Origin of the sequence: Sinomonas susongensis (assembly GCF_005877005.1) — a bacterium.
Lineage (GTDB): Bacteria > Actinomycetota > Actinomycetes > Actinomycetales > Micrococcaceae > Sinomonas > Sinomonas susongensis.
This window is the reverse complement of the sequence record NZ_SSNH01000001.1, coordinates 197344-223190: the sequence shown is the minus strand read 5'-3', so window position 1 is coordinate 223190 and position 25847 is coordinate 197344. Positions and strand designations below refer to the sequence as shown.

Here is a 25847-nt window from a genome sequence, read left to right as displayed (position 1 = left end):
CATGTCACTCCAAGAATCAACTGGCAGACTTCACCCTGAAGGCCAGGTCTTCGAAACCGTGATTCCCACTGGGCCGGTCGATGAAGCAGTCGCCAAGGCCCTGGCGGATCTCGCCGCGAGCCACGACGAGCTGGTCGCGATCCAGAACGGGATGAAGGAACTTGTGGCGAAGCGGATCTGCCACCTAGCTGTGCCTGCTCGGTCCGGTCTCACCATCCGAGGGGCCACCACGAGAGACTGCCGGTCGGGTTCCGGTGCGACCGAAGTCCTCGCGAGCATCGAGGGCAGCGGTGACGAATTCGACAGGCTCTTTGCCCGGGAGATGCTGGGACCTGAGGTCCTCCAGGCAGCACTGCGACAATCGGACATCACCTCAAAGTCCCGAGCGGCGCTCCGGGCGGCTCGCCGGTGCGAGTTCGAGCTGGGAGTCACCGTGGGAGGTGACGGATCGTGCGAAGTCGCGATGCCTCGCTGCGCTGTGGGGAGGCGTCTCGAGCAGATCAGCGAGGGCCTAGCCCGCCACGCCTCGATTGAGCCGCGGTACATCACGGACGAATTCATGAAGGCCTTCGCCATCACCGCCACGCGGGCACTCGCACCCGTTCGCTGCGGCGAGGGGAGGGTGAGCGTCCGGAACCGGTGCCGGGACGGCCTGGCGTTCAGCTTCTCCGATGTCCGCCCGGACGACGCCGCTGCGCTCTACTGCGAGGGCGTGCCATCACGAGTGCTCCTCGAGCACGTCGCAGAAAGCGTCGATACCGGCACGGTCGTCCACCAAGCGCTCGCATGGCAGGCGCTCTCCGCTCTCAACTCCCCCAGATAGCCACCTCGGACCTATCCCCTACAAGCCGTCGTCACGGGGGCGCTGGGTGCGCCCGGCGCCCGTCGTCCGCGGTCGCCGCCGGACTCCTCCGCACCACTTGGAGAGCGGTACCGAGTACTCGATTTTTCCGCGTATTTCCGCGGTTCCGAGTGGGAGGCCGCGCCCGCTACTTGGCTTTTGTCAGGTGGTACTCGAATTTGTTGAAGCGTATGGTGTGCTGCCCCGACGGGGCCCTAGGTTGGTCGCCATGACCAGAGTCACTGGGGGCCTGGCAATCGACATCGTCGTTCCAGTCTTCAACGAAGAGCTCAGCCTCGAGAAGTGCGTCACCACTCTCGTCGCGTACCTCGGCGAGGCGTTCCACGTTCCGTGGCGCGTCACGATCGCGGACAACGCGAGCACCGACCGCACCCCTGCGATCGCCGAGGAACTCGCCGCGCGGTATGACGCCGTCGTCTACCGCCGCCTCGCGACGAAGGGGCGCGGCTACGCTCTGCGGGACGCCTGGGAGGCGTCACCCGCGGAGGTCGTGGCGTACCTCGACGTCGACCTCTCCACGGACCTCGCCGCCCTCCCGCCGCTGATCGCACCGCTCCTCTCGGGCCATTCGGACATCTCGATCGGGACCCGGCTCCGGCGCGGCTCGCGGGTGATCCGAGGCCCCAAGAGGGAATTCATCTCCCGGACGTACAACGCAATGCTCCACGGGGCACTCGGCGTGAAGTTCTCCGACGCCCAGTGCGGGTTCAAGGCTGTGCGAGCGGACGTCGCACGGGCGCTGCTCCCCCACGTCGAGGACAACTCCTGGTTCTTCGACACCGAGCTGCTCGTCCTGGCCGAACGGTCCGGCCTGCGGATCCACGAGATCCCGGTCGACTGGACGGATGATCCGACGAGCAGCGTCAACATCAAGCAGACCGCGCTCGACGACATGCGAGGCGTCCTCCGGGTCGCATCGTCGCTCACCCGTGGCAAGGTCCCGCTCGCCGCGATCTACGCCGAGCTCGGCCGACGCCCCCTCCTGCCGTCGGCGACACCGTCGTTCTTCGGGCAGGTGCTCCGCTTCGGGGCTGTCGGCGTCTTCTCAACCCTTGCGTTCGCGGTGCTGTACCTGATGATCCAGCCGATGGCGGGGGCGCAGGCCGCGAACTTCGCGGCGCTGCTCATCACGGCGGTCCTGAACACCGCCGCGAACCGGCGGTTCACCTTCGGCATCAGCGGGCCGGAGCACTACGGGATCCAGCAGTTCCAGGGGCTCATCGTGTTCGGTCTCGCGTGGGGGCTGACGTCGTCGTCACTCCTCGTTCTCCATGCGGCCACGGTCAAGCCCGGCGCGACCGCTGAGCTCGTCACCCTCATGGCGGCCAACATCCTCGCGACCGTCCTGCGCTTCGCCCTCCTCAAGGCATGGGTCTTCAGATCGCGGACGACGACGGTGCGCGGGGGCCGTGCGAATGTCGCCAAGGGCGTCGCCCTGAGGGACGCGGCGTGATGGTTGCGGTCGCAGAGCTCCCCCGTCTCGTCGCCGAGCGGGAGGCAGTGCGGAAGGCGCACGTCCGGGAAGGGTGGGCGCTGCGGGGCATGCTGGTTCTGGTGTTGGCCGCCTATGTGTGGGGGCTGGATCGAAGTGGCTGGGCCAATCCCTACTACTCGGCCGCCGCGCAGGCCGGTGCCCAGGACTGGAAGGCATTCTTCTTCGGATCGCTCGACTGGAACAACGCCATTACTGTCGACAAGACCCCGCTCGCGGTGTGGCCGATGGCGCTTTCAGTCCGCATTTTCGGACTGAGTCCGTGGTCGATCCTGCTCCCCCAAGCCCTTGAAGGGACCGCAGGCGTTTGGGTCCTCTTCGCAATCGTGCGGCGCGCTTTCCCAAGTACAGTCGCGTTTTCCGCGGCTGCCGTCTATGCCGCTACCCCTGTGGTGTTCCTGATGTCCCGGTACAACAATCCGGAACCTCTGATGGGTCTCCTCGGACTGTTGGGCGTGTATTCCGCTCTGAGAACGATCGAATCCGGAGCATGGCGCTGGTACCTCGCATTTGGAGTGGCATTCGGCACTGCCTTCATGGCGAAGGGGTTCCAAGGCCTGTTGTGGCTTCCAGCGGTGGCCACATCGATCTTGCTGTGGGCACCAGGGAGCCTGAAGCGCCGGCTAGCCCGATCAGTCGCGGCCGGAGCGGTCATGGCCGCTTGTGCGGCATGGTGGATGGCAATCGTGAGTCTCATTCCATCAGCAGGCCGCCCATACGTCGGGAGCTCCCCAGTTAACAACCCCTGGGACCTAGCGATCGGCTACAACGGTCTGGCCCGGCTGGTTCCGACGAACATCGGCCCAACAGAGACAGTCCCATATGAAGGCGGAATTGGAAGACTCTTCAACGCCAACTTCGCGCAGGAAATCGGCTGGACGCTCGCTCCGGCTCTCCTCTGCCTCGCGATCCTGGCCGTGTATTTTCGAAGCCTCTCCCGCCCCCAGAGGATTGTCGCTGGGATTGCCGGAGGCAGTCTTGCGACGACTTGGACGGTCCTCAGCTTCATGGCGGATCGCATCCATACTTACTACACCTATTCACTGGCAGTTCCCGCTTCGCTCGTGGTCGCGCTCGGCATTCACGCCGCACTCTCCGCGCCGACTGCCCGGTGGGTGGCACGCGCTCTGGCGGGTCTCGTCGTCGGCGCAACGGTGTATGGCGACCTCAGGATCATGGGATACGCCGACGGCTGGGGAATGTGGCCTTGGGCAGTAGGCGTGGTGGGCGCCGTTGTGCTTGCCTCGATGTCAGTGCCACATGGTCGCTCGCGATTCACCCGGCTTCCGGCTCAAGTTCTTCTGCTGACGGCGTGCGGCTTCTTCGCCCTCGCTCCGATCGCGACCGACTCAATTACCTTCGGAATTCCGCAAAGCCGCGTCTTTCCGATCTCTGGCCTGACGCCTAGGGATGCTAATGCCATCGCCCACATCGTGGACGAAATGCGGACGAACGATCCAAGCTCTCTCGTTGTGCAGGAGAACGGCGCGCCGCCCAGCCCCTTGGTTCGACCGGACCCCGAGCTCTCGGCCGGTTCCTGGCTCGTGGCAACATATCCCGCCCAGAATGCGGCACTGTATCAACTCGAGACGGGACAGCCGAGCTTGGCTCTCGGTGGTTGGAGTGGAGTAGACCCGTCCTTCAACCTCAACCAGTTTCAGGAACTTGTGACCTCACATCGCATCGACTACTTCGTCAGCTACACCCAGATCCGGTCCTACTTCCCTGAGATCGGCCGCATCGAAAGCTGGACAGATGAGCATTTCCGACACACTACGGCCAACGGCATCATCGTCTACGATCTCCGCCAGCCCCTCCCGTGACCTCGTCACCCGGCGGCGCTCGGGTGGCGAAAAGTGGGGAGTGGCCGCTCTGGTCCTCGCGTGCCTTCTCGCATATACGTGGGGTCTTGATCAGAATGCTTGGGGCAACCCGTTCTATGCTGCGGCAGCACAGGCTGGGGCCCGCGATTGGGAGGCATTCTTCTTTGGTTCGCAGGACTGGAACAACGCGATCACCATCGACAAGCTGCCCCTGTCGATCTGGCCTGCAGCTCTTTCAATCCGGTTCTTCGGTCTCAGCTCGTGGTCTGTCCTCGTTCCTGAGGCGGTGATGGGTTCAGCAACCGTCTGGCTCACGTACGCATCGGTGAGACGGCTCTTCCCTGCCGCAGTGGCGTTCACTGCCGCAGTCCTCTGTGCGTCCGCTCCTGTCTTCTTTCTCATGAGCCGTTACAACAATCCAGAGCCGTTGATGGGACTACTCATCGCCGCAGGCCTCTACTTCGCCGTGCGCGCCGCAGAAGACGTTCGCTGGCGTTGGTACCTCCTCATGGGCGCATCCTTCGGTCTTGCCTTCTTGGCCAAGCAGGTTCAAGGACTTGTACCTGTTCCAGCCATCGGCCTCGGACTTCTCATGCTCGGGCCAGGCCATCTCCGAGGGCGTGTGGCTCGCCTTGCTGCTGCCACTGCCGCAATGATTGTTGCGGGCGGTTGGTGGGTCGCGATCGTCGAACTGATCCCAGCTTCGGCACGCCCCTACATCGGTGGATCCATCGGCAACAGCGCTGTAGAACTGACCTTGGACTACAACGGTGCCGCCCGATTGATCCAGCTGCCCGTCGGGCAGAGCGCCGGCCTGGCGACCGGAGCAGCCCAATCGACCTCCTATGACGGAGGGCTATCCCGCCTCTTCAACGGAAATTTTGCACCGGAAATCGCTTGGCTTCTGGGCACCGGAGTCGTGTCCGTGGTCATCCTCCTCGTCTACGGGCGGCTGCTCGGAGGACGCTTACAGCGAGCCTTCATTCTCATGAGTGTGATCTGGTTCGTCTCGACATGGTTTCTCATCAGCTTCATGGGTTCGATGGTCCACACCTACTACGTCTACTCGGTTGCTGTCCCCATGGCTCTGGTGGTCGCATTGGGTTTGCGAGCCGCTTGGCTTCGGTCCGATCTCCTCATCGGCCGCCTGTTCGGAACATTCCTGATCGCGGCAACCGCCTTTATGGGGGTTCGGATCATGCAGTACAGCGATGTCTGGGGTTGGTGGGGACCTGCAGTCCTCATCATCCTCGCGACTTTGGCTTCCGCGTTGTGGGTCACCAGGGCAGCGCAGCGCATTCCCGCGAAGGTCTTCTGGGCCGTCGTCGTCCTAGCGCTCGCCGCAGGGCAGATCGGAACAGACGCATTTACCGCGGCTTCCTCCAACCAGGGGACACAACCCATCTCAGGCCCTATAAGCAATGATCCGAACGCAATGTCACGCCACCTTCTAGACATTCGAACCACGGGGCAGCCCGCATGGGCCCCCCATATCGCGTACGGTGTAGCCCCCTCCCCGGAGCTGCTGCACCTCTTCGCCACGCAGGGAAGCGGCACAGGGCGCTGGCTGGCGGCGACATACCCAGCCCAGGACGCAGCTCTGACGCAGTTGAGCACGGGACGCGCGGTTCTCTCGGTGGGTGGGTGGCTCGGGCTTGATCCAGCACCAACTCTGGAGCAGTTCAAGGCATGGGCCGAAGACGGGGACGTCGAGTTCTTCGTGGATGAACCGGCGATCAAGACCTATGGCATAGGGCCGCAGGCGAAGGCAATTTCAGACTGGGTCTCTGCTACGTACCGCGGGCAGGAGGTGGACGGTGCCGTTGTCTACCGCCTTGACGCCGGGCATCGCCGCTGACGACGCGAGCCACCCTCGCCGAAGGGAGCTACTCCTCCTGGCGGGGGTCCTAGCTGCCAACGCTGGCCTGAACTTTTGGAATCTCGGCGCCAACGGCTGGGCGAACGCCTTCTATACAGCAGCGGTGCAGTCGGGGCTCCACAACGGCGAAGCTCTCCTCTTCGGATCCAGCGACTGGGGTAACTCAATCTCTGTCGACAAACCACCCCTCAGTCTCTGGCTCATGGGGCTGTCCGTGCGAGTCTTGGGTTTCAATAGTTGGGGAATTCTCGTTCCCCAAGCTCTCCTGGGCGTGGCCACGACTGCCTTGATTTACTGGGTGGTGCGACGACGAGCTCGCCCTGCAGCTGCTCTCGCTAGCGCATTCACCTACGCGACGACCCCCGTAGTCGTGCTCTTGTCACGCTACAACAATCCCGATCCGCTACTCATCTTCCTCACGGTGCTCGCTCTGGAAGCTACGCTTCGAGGACTGGAACTCCGTAGCGTACGACAGTTCGCCATAGCTGGACTCCTGCTCGGACTCGGCTTCCTCACGAAGCAATTCCAGGTGCTTCTCGTCGTACCCGCATTGGCTATCGCGTGTCTTTCCAGCCTCGGCTCGGGAAGGCTCTGGATGATGCGGTCAGCACTCGCCGCCACAGCTGCATTCGTTGCTGTCGCGGGAGGATGGCTAGCATTCGTCGACCTCACGCCGGCCGCGATGCGTCCATATGCGGGAGGTTCGGCGTCGAACAGCCTGACCGAACTCACACTCGGCTACAACGGCTTGAACCGAATCACGAGCACCGATGACCTTGTCAGCGGGCTCATCCCCCCGCAGTTCGCCGGGAGTGGCGGCGACGATAGCGGGTGGCTGCGGCTGTTCAACGCCAACTTCAATCAAGAAGCATCATGGCTCCTGGCCCTTGCGTTCCTCTGCGGCGTAACCGCCGCTTGGAGCCTCCGCGGCACGAGGGCCGGAGGAGTCAGTCTCGTGGCACTCACATGGCTCGTCACCGCGTACATCTTGCTGTCGTTCATGGGTCATGACATACACACCTACTACACCATGAATCTCGCACCTCCTCTGTCGCTCGCTATCGGACTAGGCGCCGAAGCACTTCTTGCTTCAAGTAGCTCAGTCGGGAGGAGGAACACCATCGCCTTGGGTCTAGGGCTCTCAGCCCTCGTTGCGTGGCTCACCCTAGGTTCGCTGGACACGGAGGGCACGAGTCAGACCCTCGGCTCGACCGCACTGGTCCTCGGACTAATGGGAGCCCTGCTGACGGCCGTACCTCCTCCGAAGACCTGGATCAACAGAATCGCGGCCGGAGCAACAATTACGGGGCTCACAATTGGACCGCTCGCAACCGATCTCGCGACAGTGAGTCGCCCCCAGACTGGATCGAGTCCCCTCTCGGGGCAAGTCACGATCAGTCGGAATTCCATGAGCCAATTTATGCGAGGACTAGAGGCTGGCAATCCGAGATGGGCCAGTGATCTCGCGCTCGGCGCATTACCGCCACCTTCGCTCACCGCTCAGCTCGGCATGGATAGGCGGTCATGCAAGTGGGCGGCAGCCACATTTCCAGCTCAATCGGCAGCCAACTGGCAGCTCGCCCTTAATGCGCCAGTCATGCCGCTCGGCGGATTCTCAGCCATTGACCCATCCCCGACGGTCGAACGCTTCAAAGAACTCGCACGAAACGGAGAGGTCTGCGACCTGATCGACTACCCGGAGATGAATCCAATACTCAGTAACCAACCTGAAATTTCTTCAATCGTGGCTTGGGTTCGCACAAATTACCGTGATCGCATCGTAGACGGCATCACCATCTACGATCTCAGCTCGCCGCTCTAAGCGGACTCGCCACACTAACCAGAAAGGCCCGCCCCGCAGAAGCGGGACGGGCCTTCGGAAGAAGCTGAAATCAGCGCTTCGAGTACTGCGGTGCGCGGCGAGCCTTCTTGAGACCGGCCTTCTTGCGCTCGACCACGCGAGCATCGCGGGTCAGGAAGCCCGCCTTCTTGAGGGCCGGACGGTTGTTCTCGAGGTCAATGCCGTTGAGCGCACGAGAAACCCCGAGGCGCACTGCGCCGGCCTGGCCCGAGGGGCCCCCGCCGTGGATGCGGACGATGACGTCGTAGGCACCCTCGAGGTCGAGGAGCTTGAACGGATCGTTGACTTCCTGCTGATGCAGCTTGTTCGGGAAGTAGTTCTCGAGCGTGCGGCCATTGATCGTCCACTGGCCCGAGCCGGGGACGACGCGGACGCGGGCGACAGCCTGCTTGCGACGGCCGACAGCGGCACCTGCAACCGTGAGCGCCGGGCGCTCGCGCTTGGCCGTCTCGGTTGCCGGAGCGCTCTCCGACGTGTAGCTGGTCAGGTTCTCCTCGGCCTCAGCGGCCGTGTTCAGCTCTTCGTTCTGAGCCACAGTGTTCTCCTTGGTGAATTCTTGGGTAGTGGCCAGGACTACTGGGCAACCTGGTTGATCTCAAAGGTCTTCGGCTGCTGCGCCTGGTGCGGGTGGTTCGGACCCGCGTAGACCTTGAGCTTGGACAGCTGCTGGGCCGCCAGCTTGTTCTTGGGAAGCATGCCCTTGATGGCCTTCTCGACGGCGCGAACCGGGTTCTTCTCGAGGAGTTCCGCGTAGGTCACGCTGGTCAGTCCACCCGGGAACCCGGAGTGGCGGTAAGCGCGCTTCTGGTCGAGCTTGGCGCCGGTCAGGGCAACCTTGTCGGCGTTGATGATGATGACGAAATCGCCCATGTCCATGTGAGGGGCGTAGGTCGGCTTGTGCTTCCCGCGCAGCAGTGTTGCGGTCTGGCTGGCAAGACGACCAAGGACGACGTCAGTCGCGTCGATGACGTGCCACTGACGATCGGCGTCGCCGGGCTTCGGAGTGTACGTACGCACAGTTATTGCCTTCGTTCTCGGTCTTGGTAGGCGCCGTGAGATGCACCTGTTACTTCGTGCGCTACCGGAGAAGAGGTGAGGGCTCTACCGACCAGTCATCCCTGAGCCTCGAATGCGCCCGCAGGCTGGTGAGTCCTGCAACTGGACACCGGCGGGACACGTGCCATCGAGGTAGGACACGCACAACAGCTATCAAGCGTACCTGTCGCCGGCTGAAGGGTCAAAGTGGCTCCAAACGCGCGGGGACTGGCCGGGTACCCGATCGCCCGCACCAGTACCAAACCAAGTACTGGTCAGCAAGGCAGGTACCGACATCAAAGACGGGGCGAGAAAAGACGAGTACCGATTACGGATGATCAACGCGCACTGCTGATGGGATTTTTGTTTAGCCAGCTCCCGACGGCACTTGATACCTGGGGTCGTTGCCTTGGAGCCGGCGCGCTTCTCTGGCAAAGGAAATACCATCATGAACGCTCTTCTGACCTCCCTCGTAGCGCTCTGGAACGACATCACCGACAGGGCAAAAGGCGAAAAGGGCGCCACGGCAACTGAATACGCTCTCCTCGTCGGCCTGATCGCGTTGGTAATCATTGGCGGCGTCACCCTTTTCGGCAACAACCTTCAGACCTTCTTCAGCAACCTCGGCGTGAAGGTCGGCAACTGGTGAACCCGGAAGTCGATCTCGCGGCAGAGGAAGAGCAAGCCGGACGGGAACGGGGGGCGACAGCAACGGAATATGCCCTGCTGGTTGGCCTCATCGCCCTTGTCATCATCGGAGGCGTCACCCTTTTCGGCAACAACCTCCAGACCTTCTTCAGCAATCTCGGCGTCACCGTCGGGGGCTGGTGAGCTGCGGGGGTGGGCGCCCGGCCGGCGCTCACCCCTTCAGTCTCCTTCATCCATGAGGAGGACACGAATGTCCATGAAGTCATCCCGCAGAGAGCGCGGAGCCGTCGCAGTCGAGTTCGCACTCGTCGTTCCGATTCTTCTCCTGATCGTCGTGGGCATCATCGAGTTCTCCAGGATCTACAACGTCCAGATCACGCTCAACCAGGCCGCTCGTGAAGGGGCGAGGTCAATGGCGATTTCCAATAGCGTCACGACCGCCCAGAGTCAGGCGGTGACTGCCGCACCAGGCCTGTCCCCGGCATTGTCAGCGTCCAACGTGGCCATCACTCCCACCACGGGGACATGCACCGGCGGCAGCGAGGCTAACGCCACCATCACCTACACGCTTACGACATTGACCGGCTTCTTCGGGCAGTCCGTGACTCTGACCGGCAAGGGGGCCATGCGATGCGGCGGATGAGGAGGCTTCTGACTGACCGGGAAGAGCGAGAGCGGGGAGCAATCGCTGTGATGGTCGCCATCCTCGCGCTGGTGCTCATCGGCGTGGGAGCCATCGCCGTCGACGTGGGACGTATCTACAGCAAGCGAGGGGAACTTCAGAACGGCGCGGATGCGGCCGCCCTTGCCGTGGCTGACAACTGTGCTCGCTACGCAAGCTCGACCGGGTGCAGCACGGGGGTCTCTACGACGAGCTTGGCGCTGCAATATGCGAAAGACAACTCATTGACCTCCACAGCGAATGTCTCGGATCCGATCATCGACACTGTGGCAGGAACCGTGACGGTTACAGCGACGGTCAAGGAGCCTTCCGGCAGTAATTCGCTCTCCCTCACTCTCGCCAATGCGCTCGGCTTCTCGTCAGCTCAGGTGGGTGCGACAGCAACAGCGAGCTGGGGCTATCCCACCAAGGGGCAGTCGATTCTCCCTCTGGCCATGGAGGCGTGCGAGCTCAATGTCAACAGTTCTTCGGCGACTCCGATCCCTCAAAAGGTCATCACCCAGGGAGGAGGCGGTGCCGACTGCAATGGCACGAACCCTTCGAACCAAAACTTCCCCGGGGGGTTCGCCTGGCTGTCACCGACCGGTCCCGGACCGTGCCAGGTGACGGCAACTGCAGGTCCCGAATCAGTCCTTTCTACATGGATCCAGACAAGTAATGGAGCCTCCCTTCCCAACGGCTGTGGCTCCCTGTTCACGGCGGGCGATCCGAACTACGTGCTCGGCCAAACCGTCGCGGTTCCCGTGTACGACGACTTGTCTAGCTCGCCGCCAGTTTCGAACCCCAACGCCAACGGAAACAACACCTGGTACCACATTGCCAAATGGGCCGGCTTCCATGTATTGGGCTGGAACTTCCCGGGCAGCACGGCCGGACCGGCCGTCTGGAACAAGTCGGAGAAGGGCATCTACGGCTACTTCGTCGGCTTCTCCGCCGACCCATCCCTATTTAGCAACTTCACGACCGACCCGAATGGGAAGGGCGATCTGTACGTCGTGAAGCTCCTCAAGTAGTCACGTCAATGCCTCATCCGCCATACCAAGGAGTCAACATGAGAACCCGCCTACTGGGAGGCGTGGCTGCTCTGATTGTCGCAATCATCGGCACCGTCCTTCTCATCACCTACGTCAATGCCGCAGATAGCCGCGCCCTCGCGGGCGTGCAAACCGAGGACGTCTACGTCGTCCAGAAGGCCATACCGGCCGGTACGCCGGCTACGAGCGTCGGCGATTACGTGAGCAAGAAGCCGATGCCGAAGGCTGCGATTCCTGCCGATCCCGTTACCGACCTCGCGTCGCTGCAGGGCAAGGTCGCTTCCGTCGCGCTTCAGCCAGGCGAGCAGCTCCTCACCAGCCGGTTCATCAACCCGGCAGCCGTCACTACGCCAGGCCGCGTCGCTGTTCCCGCAGGGATGCAGGAGGTGACCCTCAAGCTGTCCGCCGACCGGGTTGTTGGAGGCGACATCGCGGCTGGGGACACCGTAGGCATCATCATCTCCTTCGCGAAGGAAGACACCCTGCCCGCGCAGACCCAGATGACCTTCAACAAGGTTCTGGTCACGGCGGTCCAGCTGCCGAGCGGCGCGCTCGCACAGAATTCCAACTCCCCGAGCCCTCAGTCGAGCCAGGGGGGCAGTCTGGGCGGAGGCAGCTCGAGCTCAAGCTCGAGTGGCGGAGACTATCTGGTCACGTTGGCCCGGCCCGCCAGCGACGTCGAACGCATCGTTCACGCGGACCTCTACGGGCAGATCTACCTGACGAAGGACCCCGCATCCGCGACGGACAGCAACTCTGCTCCCATCGATCGGACGAAGGTACTGCGATGAGCCGCTTCGCACTAGTCACTGCCCATCCCGAATTCGACGAACGAGTACGACTCGCAGCCGCCGGACTGCCGGGAAGCCTTCAGGCCTTCCGTGCCGATTTCCTGCCTTCGACGATCGATGACATGTTCGGACAGCTCGTCGGCGAGCCGCTCGAGGTATTGGTCCTGGGACCGGATCTTCCGTCTGCCGAGGTCCTCAATTTTGCCGCCGCCGTAGACGTGCGCTCGCCGCACGTGAGCGTGATGTACGCGGCCGAGGCATCGCCGGAGTTGGCCCTAGCTGCCATGCGCTCGGGAGTTAGGGATCTGGTCACACCGGAAGCCGATGTCGACACACTCCGCGTGCACTTGGAACAAGCGGCGACGGCGGCGGCGTATCGCCTGTCCAGCTCCGCCGCCGCGCATCCGGGAGAAATGGAATCGGCCGGGCAGGGCCACGGTCGGGTCATCACCGTCATGTCGCCCAAAGGCGGCGTGGGCAAGACGACGATTGCGACTAACATCGCCGTCGGTCTAGCCAAGAACTCTCCGATGTCGGTCGTTATCGTCGATCTCGACCTCCAGTTCGGCGACGTAGCAAGCGGCCTCATGATGAAGCCCGACCGCTCGATCGCGGATGCGGTCAATGGTCCGATGGATTCGCTCTCGCTCAAGACCTATCTGGTTCCGCATTCGACGAAGCTGTACGCCCTCTGTGCGCCTCTCAATCCGGCAGACGCCGACCGAGTCTCGACAGAGAAGGTCGGGGAACTCATCTCGCAGCTCGCTGCGGAATTCCAATACGTCGTCGTCGACACTTCCCCCGGCTTGGGGGAGCACGTGCTCGCGGCCTTGGATCAGGCGACCGATGTCGTGTGGGTCTGCGGTATGGATCTCCCGAGCGTCAGGGGTCTCAAGTCGGGCCTCGAGATCCTCAGTGAGCTCGACATGCTTCCAGAGCACAGGCATGTAGTCGTGAACATGGCCGACCGCAAGTCCGGCATCACCGTCCAGGACATCGAAGCGACTATCAGCGTTCCGGTAGACGTGATCCTTGCACGGTCGAAGAGCATGCCGTTGGCGACCAACCGAGGGGTGCCTGCCCTCCAGGATGGGATGCGCGACGCGACCGTCAAGGGCCTGCGGAAGCTGGTCGAACGGTTCCACCCCTCGTGGGAGGAAAAGAACCGTCGTCAGGCGCATCGACGGGTGGTGTTCCAGTGAGCCTGAGCGATCGTCTCAATGCAGCCAGGAATCCCCGATACCCTTCCGACTCGCCAGACGAGGCGACTCCAGCTAGTACTGCAGCGATCCTCACATCGGCGCCTGGCGTACCTCTGGCTGGAAGTCCGGAATTGCCCGGCTCCACGTTGAGCGTTCGACGGGACGCCCTCGTGGCAGCAGAGGCTGAAGCACGGCTCTCGGGCCATTCGTCTCTTGGCAGCGTTCGAAGCAGCCAAGCTCTCCGTGAGCTCAAGGAGAAGGCAACTGCTGAGCTCTATGAGCGGGTCGGCAGCCGCATCACCGATTCCTCGCTGAGCGAAGAAGCGCTCCATGACTACGTCAGAACCGAGCTCAGGGACGTTGTCGCGGAGCAGGACGTTCCTCTGACTTCCGGGGAACGGGAGCGCCTCATCAATGAGGTCATGGATGATGTGCTCGGCCTCGGGCCGCTCCAGCGGTACTTGGACGACCCAAGTGTCACCGAGGTCATGGTCAATCGCGCCGACCAAGTCTACGTAGAGCGAGCCGGCCGCCTGCAAGCCACCGAGACGACCTTCGTCTCAGAGGAGCAGTTGCGCAGAGTGATCGACCGCATCGTCTCGCGAATCGGCCGGCGAGTCGACGAGTCGTCGCCTCTGGTGGATGCGCGACTCGCAGACGGGTCCCGAGTCAACGCGATCATCCCGCCGCTTGCGGTGAATGGCGCTGCCCTCACTATCCGCAAGTTCTCAAGGGACGCACTCACGGTCCAGCGACTCATCGAGCTCGGCTCGCTCAGCCCGGAAATGGCTGAACTGTTGCGAGCATGCGTCGAGGCCAGGATGAACATCATCGTGTCGGGCGGCACAGGCACCGGAAAGACGACGCTGCTCAACGTGCTCTCTTCGTTCATCCCGGCCTCGGAACGCATCGTCACGATTGAGGACGCTGTGGAACTGCAGCTCCAGCAGGACCACGTGGTCCGGTTGGAAAGCAGGCCGCCGAACATCGAGGGCCAGGGCGCGATTACTATTCGTGACCTCGTGAGGAACTCGCTTCGTATGCGTCCAGACCGAATTGTCGTTGGCGAGGTGCGCGGAGGCGAGACCTTGGACATGCTCCAAGCGATGAACACCGGCCACGACGGCTCGTTGTCGACAGTTCACGCCAACTCCCCCCGCGATGCGGTCGCACGTCTCGAAACGCTGGTCCTGATGGCCGGAATGGATCTCCCCCTCCGAGCCATCCGCGAGCAGGTGGCGTCGGCAGTAAACCTCATCGTCCACTTGAGCCGCCTCAGGGATGGGACGCGCAGGGTCACCCATGTGACGGAAGTCCAAGGAATGGAAGGCGACATCGTCACGCTGCAAGACGCCTTCCTCTTCGACTTCAGTGCAGGGGTCGATGCGAATGGCCGATTCCGTGGCAAGCCAATTCCGACAGGAGTACGGCCTCGGTTCACCGAACGCTTTGCGGATCTGGGCATCAAGATCAGCGGGAACATCTTCGGCCAGCAGCCAGGAAGGGTGTGAGGCAGCGCCATGGACTCGCCCGCCATTCTCTTCACTGGCCTGATCGCGGTTTACGCAGCGATTTTCGTGTTGGTTTTCTTTGTCGCAAAATCCCACCGGGTGGTGCCTCTCGACCGTAGGCGGCCCGAGCTGCAGGACTCCGAGTCGGCACTTTCAAAAGTGACGCAGGGTGCAGTGGGGGCCATCAACAAGGGGCTGCAGGGTCGCCAGCTCCGAGTCCTCGGAGCGGACAAGTTCGAGCAGGCTGGCCTGAGGATCCGTGCGGCCGACTTCCTGCTCATGTGCGGAGCATCGTTCTTCGCGCTGGGCGTCATCGGCTTCATGCTCGGCGGCCTTGGGATGGGGATCCTGCTCGCGTTTGCTGGTCCCGTGGGGATGCTGATGTGGCTGAACATCAGAGCCTCCCGACGGCAATCGAAGTTCGCCGAACAGCTCCCTGACACGCTCACCATGCTCGCGGGGAGCATGCGAGCAGGCCACAGCCTGCTCCGCGCTGTGGACGGAGCTGCCGACGAATCTGAGGCTCCAATGGGCGAGGAACTCCGTCGAGTTGTCAACGAGAATCGCATCGGCCGCGACCTCGTGGAGTCGCTCCTCGACACAGCAGCACGGATGAAGAGCCAGGACTTCCTCTGGGTGGCCCAGGCCATCGATACGCAGCGAGAGGTCGGCGGCAACCTCGCCGAACTGCTCGTCAACGTCAACGAGACGATCCTGGATCGCGCGAAACTAGCCCGACAGGTCAAGGCACTCAGCGCTGAGGGACGTATGTCCGCAGGCGTCCTGGTCGCTCTCCCGATCTTCATGCTCGTCGTCATCTGCTTCATCAATCCGAGCTATGCGGGCATCTTCTTCGGCACTGTGCCCGGTTGGCTCATGCTCGCGGCCGTTGCTCTCATGCTGACGGCAGGCACGTTCTGGCTCCTGCGGATCATCAAGCCGAAGTTCTGAGGAAACCATGCCCATCATCGTCATCGGATCCATCGCGGCCATCGTCATTCCGATCACCTACCTGACGTGGTCCTTCGTAGGCGCAGACAGGTCCACCCGCCGGAGCATCGAGCGAAACCTGGGCCTCGCCCAAGCCACTCAGAAGGCCTCACCGTCATCAGTGCCCGAGGCACTCACCGCGGCGGCGCGGCGCTTGACGTCGAAACGGTACACGGCCTGGCTCGACCAAAAGCTGGCCGGAGCCGGACGCCCCAAGGCGTGGCCGCTGAACCGAGTTCTTGTCGTCAAACCATTGCTAGCCTTGGCGACATTTGCCTTCGGACTGCTCGTCGTCCTCAAGCAACCGGGAATCCAGTCCTTCCTCATCCTGATCGCCGCCACGGCGCTTCTCTACTTCGTGCCGGACATCCTGCTGAACAACACGGCCCAGAAGCGCAGGAGTGCGATGCAGATCGCGCTGCCCAACATGCTGGACCAAATGCTCATCTCGGTCGAGGCCGGTATCGGCTTCGAGGGCGCGATGGACCGCGCTGCTCAGAACAGCACCGGTCCCCTAGCGGATGAATTCGTGCGAACTCTGCAGGACATCCAGGTTGGCCGCGCGCGTCGCGACGCCTATCTGGATCTGTCCCAACGAGCCGCGTTTCCAGAACTCCGGTCATTTGTCCGCTCGATCGTCCAAGCGGACCAGTACGGCATCGCGATCGCCAACGTCCTCCGGGCACAAGCCATGGAGATGCGGCTCAAGCGCCGGCAGAGAGCCGAGGAGCACGCCATGAAGATCCCGGTGAAGATCCTCTTTCCTTTGGTCTTCTCCATCCTTCCGGCTCTCTTCGTCATCATTTTGGGCCCGACGGTGATGAACATCGTCAAGGTCTTCTCGTGAAGGGTGAGGTCATGGAAGAGCCGAAATCCGCCGGTTCGGATCAGTGCGAGCGCGGCGCCACCGCCACGGAATACGCCATCCTCTGCGGGTCCATCGCCATGGTGATCATCGCCGGACTGGCGCTCTTCGGCGCCGCGCTCGGCGACTACTACAACCACCTCGTGGACCTCTTGAGGTCCGGACTCCACCTTCCATGATCTCCTCATCACAACCGCGCGTGGCCAAGCCGGCACGCGCCCCACGATCCGGAGTCCTCTCCCGGCACCCAGAACCGGGAGAGGGCTCCGACCTCCGGACCGTCAGCCAGCCGAGCGAGCTCGGCCGCACAACGGTGCTCGACCCCTCCCTCCATTCCCTCAACCTGCTCCGGCTCCTCTGCGCCGCCGCGGTGATCGTCTCCAACGCCTGGTGGGTTGGCGGGTACGGCCCGCAGCCGGCCTTCTACGGAATCAGACTCGGCACGGCGGGAATGCTGGGCTTCTTCGCCATCTCGGGCTACCTCGCCACTGCGAGCGCCCGGCGTTCGCCGTCCTTCCGAGCATTCGCAGCCGCGCATCTCGTGCCCCTCTACGCGGGCCTGGTCGTCGCGGCTCTCGTCGTGGCCTTGGGTGGGGCGCCGGTGGGCGCGTTGCTGACGGGCGGCCACTACGACCCGCACGCCGCCCTCACGTACCTGGCTGTTGGGCTCGTAGTGCTCAACGGGGCGTCGAGCGCCCCCTCGATCGGCACCTCGCTCCAGGGGAATGCCGACCACCTCGACTGGAACGGGATCCTCTGGACGCTGACGTGGGCGGTCCTCTGCTACGTCGTCGTCGCCTCTGTCGTGTTCCTGCTGCGGCGCAGAGCGGCGGAGCGGCACGCGCCCGTGGTGGTGGCTCTCCTCCTGGCCGCGACAACCGCCGTCGACAGCAGCCAGATGTTCGCGAGCGGGTTCGAGCCAGAGCGGACCGCCCTGGTACTTCCGTTGATCGCGTTCTTCTTGGCCGGCTCGCTCCTCGCCTTCTACCGTGACCGGGTCCGCGTCGAATTCCTCCCGGCGGTCCTGGCCGCAGCACTCTCGTTCGCATTCCTCGTCACGGGCCTTGGGCCGGTCCTCACCGCCCTCCCGACGACCTATCTGGTCCTCGCGGCCGGGTCCCACCGCATTGCCGGGACCGCGCTCAGGCGCGACATCTCCTACGGCGTCTACCTCTACGGTTGGCCGGTGCAGCAGCTGCTCGCGGCGCTCCACCTCCCGGCTTTCATGCCGCCGCTCGCCTACGCGGCCGTAGCGCTCATCGCGGTGTGGCCCGTCGCCTTCCTGAGCTGCATCTTGGTGGAGCAACCCGCGCAGCGCTGGCGGCGGCACCGGCAACCGCGCCGGAACAACCGGATCGAGCTCGCCGCAACCCACTAGAGGCCCAAGCTCCAACCCAAGGAAAACGCAGGGAACCCTCACATCCCTCGGGTTCCGCAAGCCTTCCCCCAGCTTCACGCAAGATTCGCAGCCAACCCGTGTCTCCGCTCCTAACGTCGATGGTGGAGCTGGTAACCGCCAGCGGAACCATCCCCCAACAGGAGCCAGACATGCTTTCTCTCATCGCTTCCCTGCACGTCCTCGGCCTCAAGGCCAAGGAGCGCTTCCTCTCCGACGAGAAGGGTGCTACCGCCGTCGAGTACGGCATCATGGTCGCCCTCATCGCCGTCGTCATCATCGTCGCTGTGACCCTCCTCGGCGGCAACCTGACCAAGATGTTCACCAACGTCGCCGGCCAGGTCCCCACCACCAACCCGTGAGCCGCCCGATGATTCGCCGCCTCTTCTCCGGCGAGAAGGGCGCAACCGCCGTCGAGTACGGCATCATGGTCGCCCTCATCGCCGTCGTCATCATCGTTGCCGTCAGCCTCCTTGGCGGCAATCTCCAGACGATGTTCACCAACGTCGCCGGGCAGGTTCCCACCACCAACCCGTGATCCGTTGAGGCCGCCCGGATCTGGCACAGCGCCGGGGCCGGGCGGCCTCAACGTGTCCGCAGCCTCACCCAGCAACCGCATCCAGCACCGGAGGAGCCCACATGTCCGCCCAGCACCGCGAACGCGGAGCCGCAGCCGTCGAGTTCGCGCTCGTCCTGCCGGCCCTGCTCCTGCTGGTGCTCGGCATCATCGACTTCGGCCGGATCTTCAGCGCGCAGCAGACCCTCACGTACGCGGCCCGCGCCGGAGCCCGGGTCATGGTCCTGCAGAACAGCCAGTCCGCGGCGATCGCGGCCGCGCAGAACGCGGCGTCCCCGCTCGGCCAGCTCCCGTCGTCGTCGTTCGCGGCCTCGCCGACAACCTGCAGCGCGGGCACCCAGGTGACCTTCACCGTGAACTACACGTTCTCCGGCACAGGCTTCTTCGGCACCTTCCCCCTGCAAGGGAAGGGGGTCATGCTGTGCGGCGGCTGATCTCGAAGTTCGACGCCGGCGCCGACCGCGAGCGCGGAGCCGTCGCCGTCGTCACGTCCCTGCTCCTCACCGTGCTGCTCGCCGCGAGCGCCCTGGCGGTGGACGGCGGGATGCTCTACGCGAAGCGCGCGCAGCTCCAGAGCGGGGCGGACGCAGCGGCCATCGCGGTCGCCCAGAAGTGCGCGGCATCGCTGCAGAACAGCGATTGCTCAAGCACCTCGCCGCTGGCCACTTCCCTCGCCCAGTCGAATATGTCGAAAGCCGAGGCTGGCATCGCCTCGCTCACCATCGACACCACTGCTCAGACGGTAACCGCGGCCACTCAGCCGCTCCAGTCGGGGATGCAGCCGGGCTCGGTCTCGCTGTTCCTCGCCCAGACGCTCGGAATCACGAGCGCGAGGCTTGGAGCCACGGCAACGGCAGCCTGGGGAAGCCCTAGCACCGGTGTCGCCCCATTCCCTCTGGCGTTCTCTGTCTGCCAGGTCACGGGACAGATCAATGGGGCGTTCCAGCTTCTCGAGAGCCACGGGAGCAGCGCCAATCCGGGCTGCAACTACGGTCCCTCCGGTCAGGCCGTCCCCGGCGGCTTCGGTTGGCTCGTCCAGGACGCGAACTCTTGCGGGGCCACGATCAACATCGCCCAGTCCGAGGGCGGCAGCAGCCCGGGAAACAGCGCACCCTCCAACTGCAGCGCCCTCCTGGCACAGTGGGTCTCCACCCTCAACGCCGGTCAGAAGCTCATCGTCCTCCTGCCGGTCTTCACTGCCGTCACGGGGACCGGTTCGAGCGCCGTCTACACCCTCGCGGGCTTCGCTGCGTTCAGTGTCATCGCCTGGAATTTCGGCGCGACGAGCACAACGAACCCGAACAATTCCTACAACAACCAGAATCCCAACGGGTCCTCAGCCCTCAGCTGCACTGGAAACTGCACCGGGATCATCGGCCAGTTCGTCACGTTCGTCGCTCTCGACAACAAGTACCAGGTCGGCCCTTCAACGCCCTTCGGCGCGACCATCGTTCGCCTCACCCAGTAGCCCAGCAGCCCAGATCCACCCCACCGAACCACCGAACTCAGGAGCATCGTGAAGTCCAGACTCGTTGCCGGCGCCGCCGCCCTAGTCGCGGCCATCCTCGGCGTCGTGCTGGTGATCTCATACGCCAACGGCGCCGACGCGCGCGCTCAGGCGGGAATGAAGCCGACCGACGTCCTGGTGGTCACGAAGCCGATCCCCCAAGGCACCTCGGCCGCGAACCTCAGCGACTCGGTGCAGCTCAAGTCCCTCCCTGCGAGCGCAGTCGCGCCCACCGCCCTGCACTCCCTCGACGGGATGTCCGGGAAGGTCGTCTCGACGGCCATGCAGCCGGGCGAGCAGCTCCTCTCGGACCACCTCGCCGACCCCAGCACGCTGGCGGCTCCCGGATCGGTGCCGGTGCCCGCGGGCCTCCAGGAGGTCTCATTCACCGTCACGGCAGACCGGGCAGTGGGCGGCAAGGTCCAGGCCGGCGACACGGTGGGCCTCTTCCTCTCCTTCGGGGGTGGCGCGATCCCATCTGGCGGCCCCGAGAGCACCGCGCTCGTGTACCACTCGGTGCTTGTCACCTCGGTGCAGGGCGTCACCCAGCCGACCGACAACTCCAAGCCGGCGGCAGGAACCATCACGCTGACCGTCGCAGTCAACGACGTTCAGGCCACCAAGATCGTCTTCACGGCCCAGTGGGGCACCATCTGGCTCAGCAAGGAACAGGCCAACCTGCCGCAGACCACCCCGAACCCGATCGACCGATCGAAGGTGTACCAATGAGCCGCTTCGTCCTGATCACCCCGAGCCCCGACTTCGCGGAGCGCATGCGGGCAGCGGTCGACGGCGCCCTCCCGGGTGGCGTGCACACCGTCGCCACAGCGGAGCTCCCCGAACAGCCCGAGCAGATCTTCGACCTGCTCGGCGGGGTCCGGCCCGCCGTCGTCGTCCTCGGCCCGGGCGTGCCGCTCGACGGCGCGCTCCGGCTCGCCACCATCTTCGACGTCCGCTTCCCCGACGTCGCCGTGCTGCTGGCGGCCGAGGCGGACGCGGAGCTCATGCTCCAGGCGATGCGGGCCGGCATCCGCGACGTGGTGTCCGCCAGCGTCGAGCCCGAGCAGCTGCGGGTCGTCCTCCAGCGCTCCGTGCAGACCTCGGAGGGGCGCCGCCGCGAGGCTGCGGTCCCGACGCCCACAGACGACCACCGGGGGCGTGTCATCGGCGTGTTCTCGCCCAAAGGCGGGGTCGGCAAGACGACGCTCGCCACGAATATCGCGGTGGGCCTCGGCAAGGTCTCCCCCATGAACGTCGTGATCGTCGACCTCGACCTCCAGTTCGGCGACGTCGCGTCGGGGCTCGACCTCGACCCCGAGCACACCGTCACGGACGGGGTCTCCCGCGCGGCCGCCCAGGACTCGCTCGTGCTCAAGGCGTTCCTCACGCTCCACCCGGCGGGCATCTACGCGCTGTGCGCTCCCCGCGACCCGGTCGAGGCCGACCACATCACCCCTGAGCAGGTCTCCCGCCTCATCCGCCAGCTCGCCGACCAGTTCGAGTACGTCGTCGTCGACACGGCGCCGGGACTCGGCGAATGCACCCTCTCGGCCCTCGAGGAGTGCACCGACGGCGTGTGGGTCACCGGGATGGACGTCCCCGGCGTCCGCGGCCTCCGCTCGAGCCTCGACGTCCTGGGCCGCCTCGGTCTCCTGCCCGAGACGCGGCACCTCGTGATCAACATGGCCGACGCGAAGGCGGGGCTGAGCGTGCGCGACGTCGAAGCGACCGTCGGCGTGCCCGTCGACGTGAGCGTCCCCCGCTCGCGCTGGGTCTCCTACTCGACCAACCGCGGCGTGCCCGTCCTCCAGTCCAAGCGGCGAGACAAGGCGGCGGCGGCGCTCGGCGACGTCGTAGGCCGCTTCATCCCCGGCACCTCAGCCGCAGAACGCCGCCGTCTCCACCGAAGGGTTGTGGTCTCGTGAAGCTCTCGGAGCGTATCGGCATCGCCGAGGGCCAGGCCGCCCCAGCCGCGCAGGCCCCATCAGCGCCGGCAACGGGGCCAATGGACGCGGTCGACGCCCTCACCCCCGATTCCCCCGCCTTCGCCGCACTCCCCGGCTCGCCCGGCTCGCCGAGCGCGCCCCGGCAGCTCCCCTCGGACGCCCTGGCCGGACTCAAGCAGCGTGCCGCGGAGGCCCTGTTCGAGCGCATGGGGTCGCGCTTCGGCGACTCGGGCGCCACGGAGGAGGAGCTGCGCTCCGCCGCCCGCGACGAGCTCACCCACGTCATCGACGAGGAGCACGTGCCCCTCAGCGCGACAGAGCGCACGCGCCTTCTGCGCGACATCGAGGACGACGTCCTCGGCTACGGGCCGCTCCAGCGCCTCCTCGACGACGACGACATCACCGAGATCATGGTGAACCGCCACGACCAGATCTACATCGAGCGCAAGGGCCACCTCGTGCTGTCAGGGCTGAGCTTCACCTCCGAGGCACAGCTCCGCACGGTCATCGAGCGCATCGTCTCCCGCGTCGGCCGCCGCATCGACGAATCGTCGCCGCTCGTGGACGCGCGCCTGGCGGACGGCTCGCGTGTCAACGCCGTCATCCCGCCCCTCGCCGTCGGCGGCTCCTCGCTCACCATCCGCAAGTTCGGCAAGATCCCGCTCACGGTGCGCGACCTCATCGGCTTCGGGAGCCTCACGCTCGAGATGGCCGAACTCCTGCAGGCCTGCGTCAAGGCGAAGCTCAACATCATCGTCTCGGGTGGCACGGGAACCGGAAAGACGACGCTCCTCAACGTCCTCTCCTCCTTCATCCCCGACGACGAGCGCATCGTCACGATCGAGGACGCAGTCGAGCTCCAGCTCCAGCAGGACCACGTCGTTCGGCTCGAAAGCCGGCCGCCGAACACCGAGGGCAAGGGCCAGGTCACGATCCGCGACCTCGTGCGCAACTCGCTCCGTATGCGCCCCGACCGCATCGTGGTCGGCGAGGTCCGTGGCGGGGAGTCGCTCGACATGCTCCAGGCCATGAACACGGGCCACGACGGCTCCCTCTCGACCGTTCACTCGAACTCCCCGCGTGACGCGATCGCACGACTCGAGACCCTCGTGCTCATGGCGGGGATGGACCTCCCGCTCCGGGCGATCCGCGAGCAGATCGCCTCGGCCGTGAACCTCATCGTGCAGATCTCGCGCATGCGCGACGGGTCGCGGCGGATCACGCACATCACGGAGGTGCAGGGCATGGAAGGCGAGATCGTCACGCTCCAAGACGCGTTCGTCTTCGACTACGCGGCCGGCGTCGACGCGAACGGCCGGTTCCGCGGGAGCGCCGTCGCAACCGGCGTCCGCCCGCGCTTCCTCGAACGCTTCGAGGACCTCGGCATCAACGTCCGCCCGGGCATCTTCACACCGCCCCGCCAGGATCAGGAGCAGCAGCCGTGGAAGTGATGCTCGGCTGCGGCCTCATCCTCGCCGGCGGCCTCGTCGCCGCGGTGCTCGCACTCCGCCCCGGGCACCGGGCCCTGCCCGTGTCGCGGCGGCGCCCCGCCGTCGTCGCCAGCCAGGGTGCCTTCAGCCGTGCCGCGGCCGGGTTCGCGGACACCCTCCAGGAGTGGATCTCCAAGCGCCGCTTCCACGTGGTCTCCCCCGAGCTGCTCGACGTCGCCGGCCTCCACGTCCGCCAGGCCGAACTGCTCATCTGGGTCATCGCGGGGATGGCGGTCGGCGTCGCGCTCGGCCTCCTCGGCGGGAGCCTCGCGCTCGGCCTCCTGCTCGCCGTCATCGCTCCGCTCGCTCCGCAGCTCGTGGTCCGCTTCCGCATCTCCGGCCGGCGGAAGAGGTTCGACGGCCAGCTCGCGGACACCCTCAACCTCCTCGCGGGCGGCCTCCGCGCCGGGCACAGCATCCTCCGTGCGATCGACGCAGCCGCCGCGGAGAGCCCGCAGCCGACGGCGCACGAAATGCGGCGCGTCGTGCACGAGACGGCCCTCGGCCGCGACCTGCTCGCCTCGCTCGAGGACACGTCCTCGCGCATGGACAACCAGGACTTCGTGTGGGTCGCCCAGGCCATCCAGATCAACCGCGAGGTCGGCGGCAACCTCGCGGACGTGCTCGACCAGGTCAACGAGACCATCCGCGAGCGCGGCGAGATCAAGGGCCACATCTCGGCCCTCGCGGCGGAAGGCAAGTTCTCCGCGTACATCCTCATGGCCCTGCCGGTCGGGATCGTCATGCTCCTCATGATGGTGAACCCCAGCTACATGACACCCATGTTCACGAGTCCGCTCGGCTGGGCCATGATCGCGGCCTCGGTCGTCCTCATGGCCATCGGCGCGTTCTGGCTCCGCAAGATCATCACGATCAAGTTCTAGGCCCGATCAAGTTCTAGGAAGGCACAGATGGCCGTTCCCCTCTTCGCAGCCGCCCTCGTCGGGGTCGCCGTCGCGGCGCTGCTGTGGTCACTGCTCTCCCTGGACCGGCGCGAGGCCCGCGCGATCCAGGCCAACCTGGGGCGAGGCATCGTGCCCCTCGCGGCTGCTCCCGAATCCGGCTCCGGGCTGAGTGGGGTCCTCGAGCGGATCACCCGCCGACTGACCCCGCCCCCCTACGTGCGCCGCCTCGACCGGCTCCTCGCCCTCGCGGGGCGTCCGGCGTCCCTGCCCCTCGGGCGGCTGCTTGCCGCGAAGCCGGCCCTCGCCGTCGTCGGCGCTGTGCTCGGCATGCTCCTCCTCTCGCTCGACGGGGCCCCGACGTTCCGGCTCCTCGCACTGTTCCTAGTGATCCTCGGGTACATGGTGCCCGACCTCATGCTGCTGAGCCGCGGCATGGAGCGCCAGACGACCATCCAGCGGGACCTCCCGAACACCCTGGACCAGCTCCTCATCTCGGTCGAGGCTGGCCTCGGCTTCGAGGCCGCCCTCGCGCGGGCGAGTGCGAACGGCAAGGGGCCGCTCGCGGAGGAGATCGTGCGGACGCTGCAGGACATGCAGGTCGGCCGCTCGCGACGGGAGGCCTATCTGGGCCTCGCCGAGCGCACGACGGCCCCCGAGGTGCGCAGCTTCGTCCAGGCCATCGTCCAGGCCGACGCGTACGGCATCGCGATCGCCCGGGTGCTCCGCATCCAGGCCAAGGCGATGCGCGTCAAACGGCGCCAGCGGGCCGAAGAACAGGCCATGAAGCTCCCCGTCAAGGTGCTCTTCCCGCTCCTCTTCTTCATCTTCCCGGTGCTGTTCATCTCGATCCTCGGGCCCGCCGTCATCAACACCATCGCCACGTTGTCGGGGCGGTAGCGTATGAGCCGGAAGGAGACGGTCATGACGGCACCCGGCATCCCGTCGGAAGAAACGGGGAACGCACTGCCGCTCGTCGACCCCACTGCCCTGCGGGTCCTCGCCGAGGATGTGGGCCCGGAGTCGGCGGCGTCGTTCGCACGCGACTTCGTGCGGATCTGGCCCCGCCGCCGGGACAACCTCACCGCAGCACTCAAGCAGGACGACTACGACGGCGCCCTCGACGCCGCGCTGAGCCTGCGGACCTCCTCGACCATGGTCGGTGCGAGCCAGCTCGCAGGGCTCGCGTGCGAACTCGAGCGGCGCCTGCGCGCCGACGGCACGGCCGCCGCCGCGCGCCTTCTGCCAGCGGTGGTCGAGTGCGGCGAACGTACGGTCGCAGTGCTGGTCGAAGACAACGCGGCGGACGACGGCGCGAGCTCCCCGAGGGCGTGACGGCCCTTGGCCCCCACTT

At 65.2% G+C, this 25847-nt stretch carries 28 protein-coding genes; 26 read left to right on the top strand and 2 right to left on the bottom strand.

Annotation, left to right across the window (positions count from 1 at the left end):
* Nucleotide 1: 1 nt before the first annotated feature.
* The 5 genes from E6A21_RS01085 to E6A21_RS01065 all read left to right on the top strand — a co-directional run bounded on the left by E6A21_RS01085 (nt 2) and on the right by E6A21_RS01065 (nt 7878).
* Nucleotides 2-823 carry a hypothetical protein gene (locus E6A21_RS01085; RefSeq protein ID WP_138442284.1) on the top strand — a complete coding sequence of 274 codons (822 nt, stop codon included), beginning with the start codon at nt 2-4 and terminating at the stop codon, nt 821-823.
* Between the two features lie 247 nt (nt 824-1070).
* Nucleotides 1071-2315 carry a bifunctional glycosyltransferase family 2/GtrA family protein gene (locus tag E6A21_RS01080; protein WP_138442283.1) on the top strand — a complete coding sequence of 415 codons (1245 nt, stop codon included), beginning with the start codon at nt 1071-1073 and terminating at the stop codon, nt 2313-2315.
* Nucleotides 2315-4177, top strand: coding sequence for an ArnT family glycosyltransferase (locus E6A21_RS01075; protein ID WP_246036158.1), 1863 nt, complete (start codon nt 2315-2317; stop codon nt 4175-4177). The genes E6A21_RS01080 and E6A21_RS01075 overlap by 1 nt, the downstream gene beginning before the upstream one ends.
* A complete protein-coding gene (locus E6A21_RS01070; RefSeq protein ID WP_138442281.1) occupies nt 4110-6035 on the top strand; it encodes a glycosyltransferase family 39 protein in 1926 nt (641 codons plus the stop codon). Before E6A21_RS01075 ends, E6A21_RS01070 begins: the two co-directional genes overlap by 68 nt.
* The gene (locus E6A21_RS01065; RefSeq protein WP_212745854.1) at nt 6013-7878 is read left to right on the top strand and encodes an ArnT family glycosyltransferase; all 1866 of its coding nucleotides are present in this window, start codon (nt 6013-6015) and stop codon (nt 7876-7878) included. Before E6A21_RS01070 ends, E6A21_RS01065 begins: the two co-directional genes overlap by 23 nt.
* A gap of 70 nt (nt 7879-7948) precedes the next feature.
* On the opposite strand, the gene rpsI is transcribed toward E6A21_RS01065, so the two are convergent.
* Both rpsI and rplM read right to left on the bottom strand, forming a co-directional pair.
* Nucleotides 7949-8452: a 30S ribosomal protein S9 gene (gene rpsI, locus E6A21_RS01060; RefSeq protein WP_138442279.1), complete on the bottom strand. Its 504-nt coding sequence runs from the start codon at nt 8450-8452 to the stop codon at nt 7949-7951.
* A gap of 38 nt (nt 8453-8490) precedes the next feature.
* Nucleotides 8491-8934 carry a 50S ribosomal protein L13 gene (rplM, locus tag E6A21_RS01055; RefSeq protein WP_043120078.1) on the bottom strand — a complete coding sequence of 148 codons (444 nt, stop codon included), beginning with the start codon at nt 8932-8934 and terminating at the stop codon, nt 8491-8493.
* A 466-nt stretch (nt 8935-9400) separates the two neighbouring features.
* On the opposite strand from rplM, the gene E6A21_RS01050 reads away from it, so the two are divergent.
* The 21 genes from E6A21_RS01050 (at nt 9401) to E6A21_RS00950 (ending at nt 25828) form a co-directional block, all read left to right on the top strand.
* A complete protein-coding gene (locus E6A21_RS01050) occupies nt 9401-9601 on the top strand; it encodes a Flp family type IVb pilin (RefSeq protein ID WP_138442278.1) in 201 nt (66 codons plus the stop codon).
* Nucleotides 9598-9783 (top strand): Flp family type IVb pilin, encoded by a 186-nt coding sequence (locus tag E6A21_RS01045; RefSeq protein ID WP_138442277.1) that lies wholly within the window; start codon nt 9598-9600, stop codon nt 9781-9783. The genes E6A21_RS01050 and E6A21_RS01045 overlap by 4 nt, the downstream gene beginning before the upstream one ends.
* Before the next feature lie 67 nt (nt 9784-9850).
* Nucleotides 9851-10243 (top strand): TadE/TadG family type IV pilus assembly protein, encoded by a 393-nt coding sequence (locus E6A21_RS01040; RefSeq protein ID WP_138442276.1) that lies wholly within the window; start codon nt 9851-9853, stop codon nt 10241-10243.
* Between the two features lie 47 nt (nt 10244-10290).
* Nucleotides 10291-11295, top strand: a complete 1005-nt coding sequence (locus E6A21_RS01035) for a pilus assembly protein TadG-related protein (RefSeq protein ID WP_171041211.1) — start codon at nt 10291-10293, stop codon at nt 11293-11295.
* 38 nt (nt 11296-11333) lie between these two features.
* On the top strand, nt 11334-12107 hold the full coding sequence (cpaB, locus tag E6A21_RS01030; protein WP_138442274.1) for a Flp pilus assembly protein CpaB: 774 nt from the start codon (nt 11334-11336) through the stop codon (nt 12105-12107).
* Entirely contained in the window at nt 12104-13309 is a 1206-nt protein-coding gene (locus tag E6A21_RS01025) for a CpaE/TadZ family protein (RefSeq protein WP_138442273.1), read from the top strand. Before cpaB (E6A21_RS01030) ends, E6A21_RS01025 begins: the two co-directional genes overlap by 4 nt.
* 170 nt (nt 13310-13479) lie before the next feature.
* The gene (locus tag E6A21_RS01020) at nt 13480-14820 is read left to right on the top strand and encodes a TadA family conjugal transfer-associated ATPase (protein WP_246036115.1); all 1341 of its coding nucleotides are present in this window, start codon (nt 13480-13482) and stop codon (nt 14818-14820) included.
* A gap of 159 nt (nt 14821-14979) precedes the next feature.
* Nucleotides 14980-15771: a type II secretion system F family protein gene (locus E6A21_RS01015; protein WP_246036114.1), complete on the top strand. Its 792-nt coding sequence runs from the start codon at nt 14980-14982 to the stop codon at nt 15769-15771.
* A gap of 7 nt (nt 15772-15778) precedes the next feature.
* Entirely contained in the window at nt 15779-16657 is an 879-nt protein-coding gene (locus tag E6A21_RS01010; RefSeq protein ID WP_138442271.1) for a type II secretion system F family protein, read from the top strand.
* A gap of 11 nt (nt 16658-16668) precedes the next feature.
* On the top strand, nt 16669-16854 hold the full coding sequence (locus E6A21_RS01005; protein WP_138442270.1) for a Flp family type IVb pilin: 186 nt from the start codon (nt 16669-16671) through the stop codon (nt 16852-16854).
* A gap of 20 nt (nt 16855-16874) precedes the next feature.
* Nucleotides 16875-18053, top strand: coding sequence for an acyltransferase family protein (locus tag E6A21_RS01000; protein ID WP_171041210.1), 1179 nt, complete (start codon nt 16875-16877; stop codon nt 18051-18053).
* 170 nt (nt 18054-18223) lie between these two features.
* A complete protein-coding gene (locus tag E6A21_RS00995; RefSeq protein WP_138442268.1) occupies nt 18224-18433 on the top strand; it encodes a Flp family type IVb pilin in 210 nt (69 codons plus the stop codon).
* Nucleotides 18430-18609 carry a Flp family type IVb pilin gene (locus E6A21_RS00990; RefSeq protein WP_246036113.1) on the top strand — a complete coding sequence of 60 codons (180 nt, stop codon included), beginning with the start codon at nt 18430-18432 and terminating at the stop codon, nt 18607-18609. Before E6A21_RS00995 ends, E6A21_RS00990 begins: the two co-directional genes overlap by 4 nt.
* A gap of 101 nt (nt 18610-18710) precedes the next feature.
* On the top strand, nt 18711-19082 hold the full coding sequence (locus E6A21_RS00985; protein WP_138442267.1) for a TadE/TadG family type IV pilus assembly protein: 372 nt from the start codon (nt 18711-18713) through the stop codon (nt 19080-19082).
* On the top strand, nt 19070-20116 hold the full coding sequence (locus E6A21_RS00980; RefSeq protein WP_246036112.1) for a pilus assembly protein TadG-related protein: 1047 nt from the start codon (nt 19070-19072) through the stop codon (nt 20114-20116). The genes E6A21_RS00985 and E6A21_RS00980 overlap by 13 nt, the downstream gene beginning before the upstream one ends.
* Before the next feature lie 48 nt (nt 20117-20164).
* Complete coding sequence (gene cpaB, locus E6A21_RS00975) at nt 20165-20884, top strand: Flp pilus assembly protein CpaB (protein ID WP_138442266.1); 720 nt, start codon at nt 20165-20167, stop codon at nt 20882-20884.
* Entirely contained in the window at nt 20881-22080 is a 1200-nt protein-coding gene (locus tag E6A21_RS00970; RefSeq protein WP_138442265.1) for a CpaE/TadZ family protein, read from the top strand. The genes cpaB (E6A21_RS00975) and E6A21_RS00970 overlap by 4 nt, the downstream gene beginning before the upstream one ends.
* Complete coding sequence (locus E6A21_RS00965) at nt 22077-23552, top strand: TadA family conjugal transfer-associated ATPase (RefSeq protein WP_138442264.1); 1476 nt, start codon at nt 22077-22079, stop codon at nt 23550-23552. The genes E6A21_RS00970 and E6A21_RS00965 overlap by 4 nt, the downstream gene beginning before the upstream one ends.
* Nucleotides 23552-24475: a type II secretion system F family protein gene (locus E6A21_RS00960; RefSeq protein WP_138442654.1), complete on the top strand. Its 924-nt coding sequence runs from the start codon at nt 23552-23554 to the stop codon at nt 24473-24475. The genes E6A21_RS00965 and E6A21_RS00960 overlap by 1 nt, the downstream gene beginning before the upstream one ends.
* 27 nt (nt 24476-24502) lie before the next feature.
* Nucleotides 24503-25393 carry a type II secretion system F family protein gene (locus E6A21_RS00955; RefSeq protein WP_138442263.1) on the top strand — a complete coding sequence of 297 codons (891 nt, stop codon included), beginning with the start codon at nt 24503-24505 and terminating at the stop codon, nt 25391-25393.
* 24 nt (nt 25394-25417) lie between these two features.
* On the top strand, nt 25418-25828 hold the full coding sequence (locus E6A21_RS00950) for an Hpt domain-containing protein (protein WP_138442262.1): 411 nt from the start codon (nt 25418-25420) through the stop codon (nt 25826-25828).
* Nucleotides 25829-25847 lie beyond the last annotated feature (19 nt).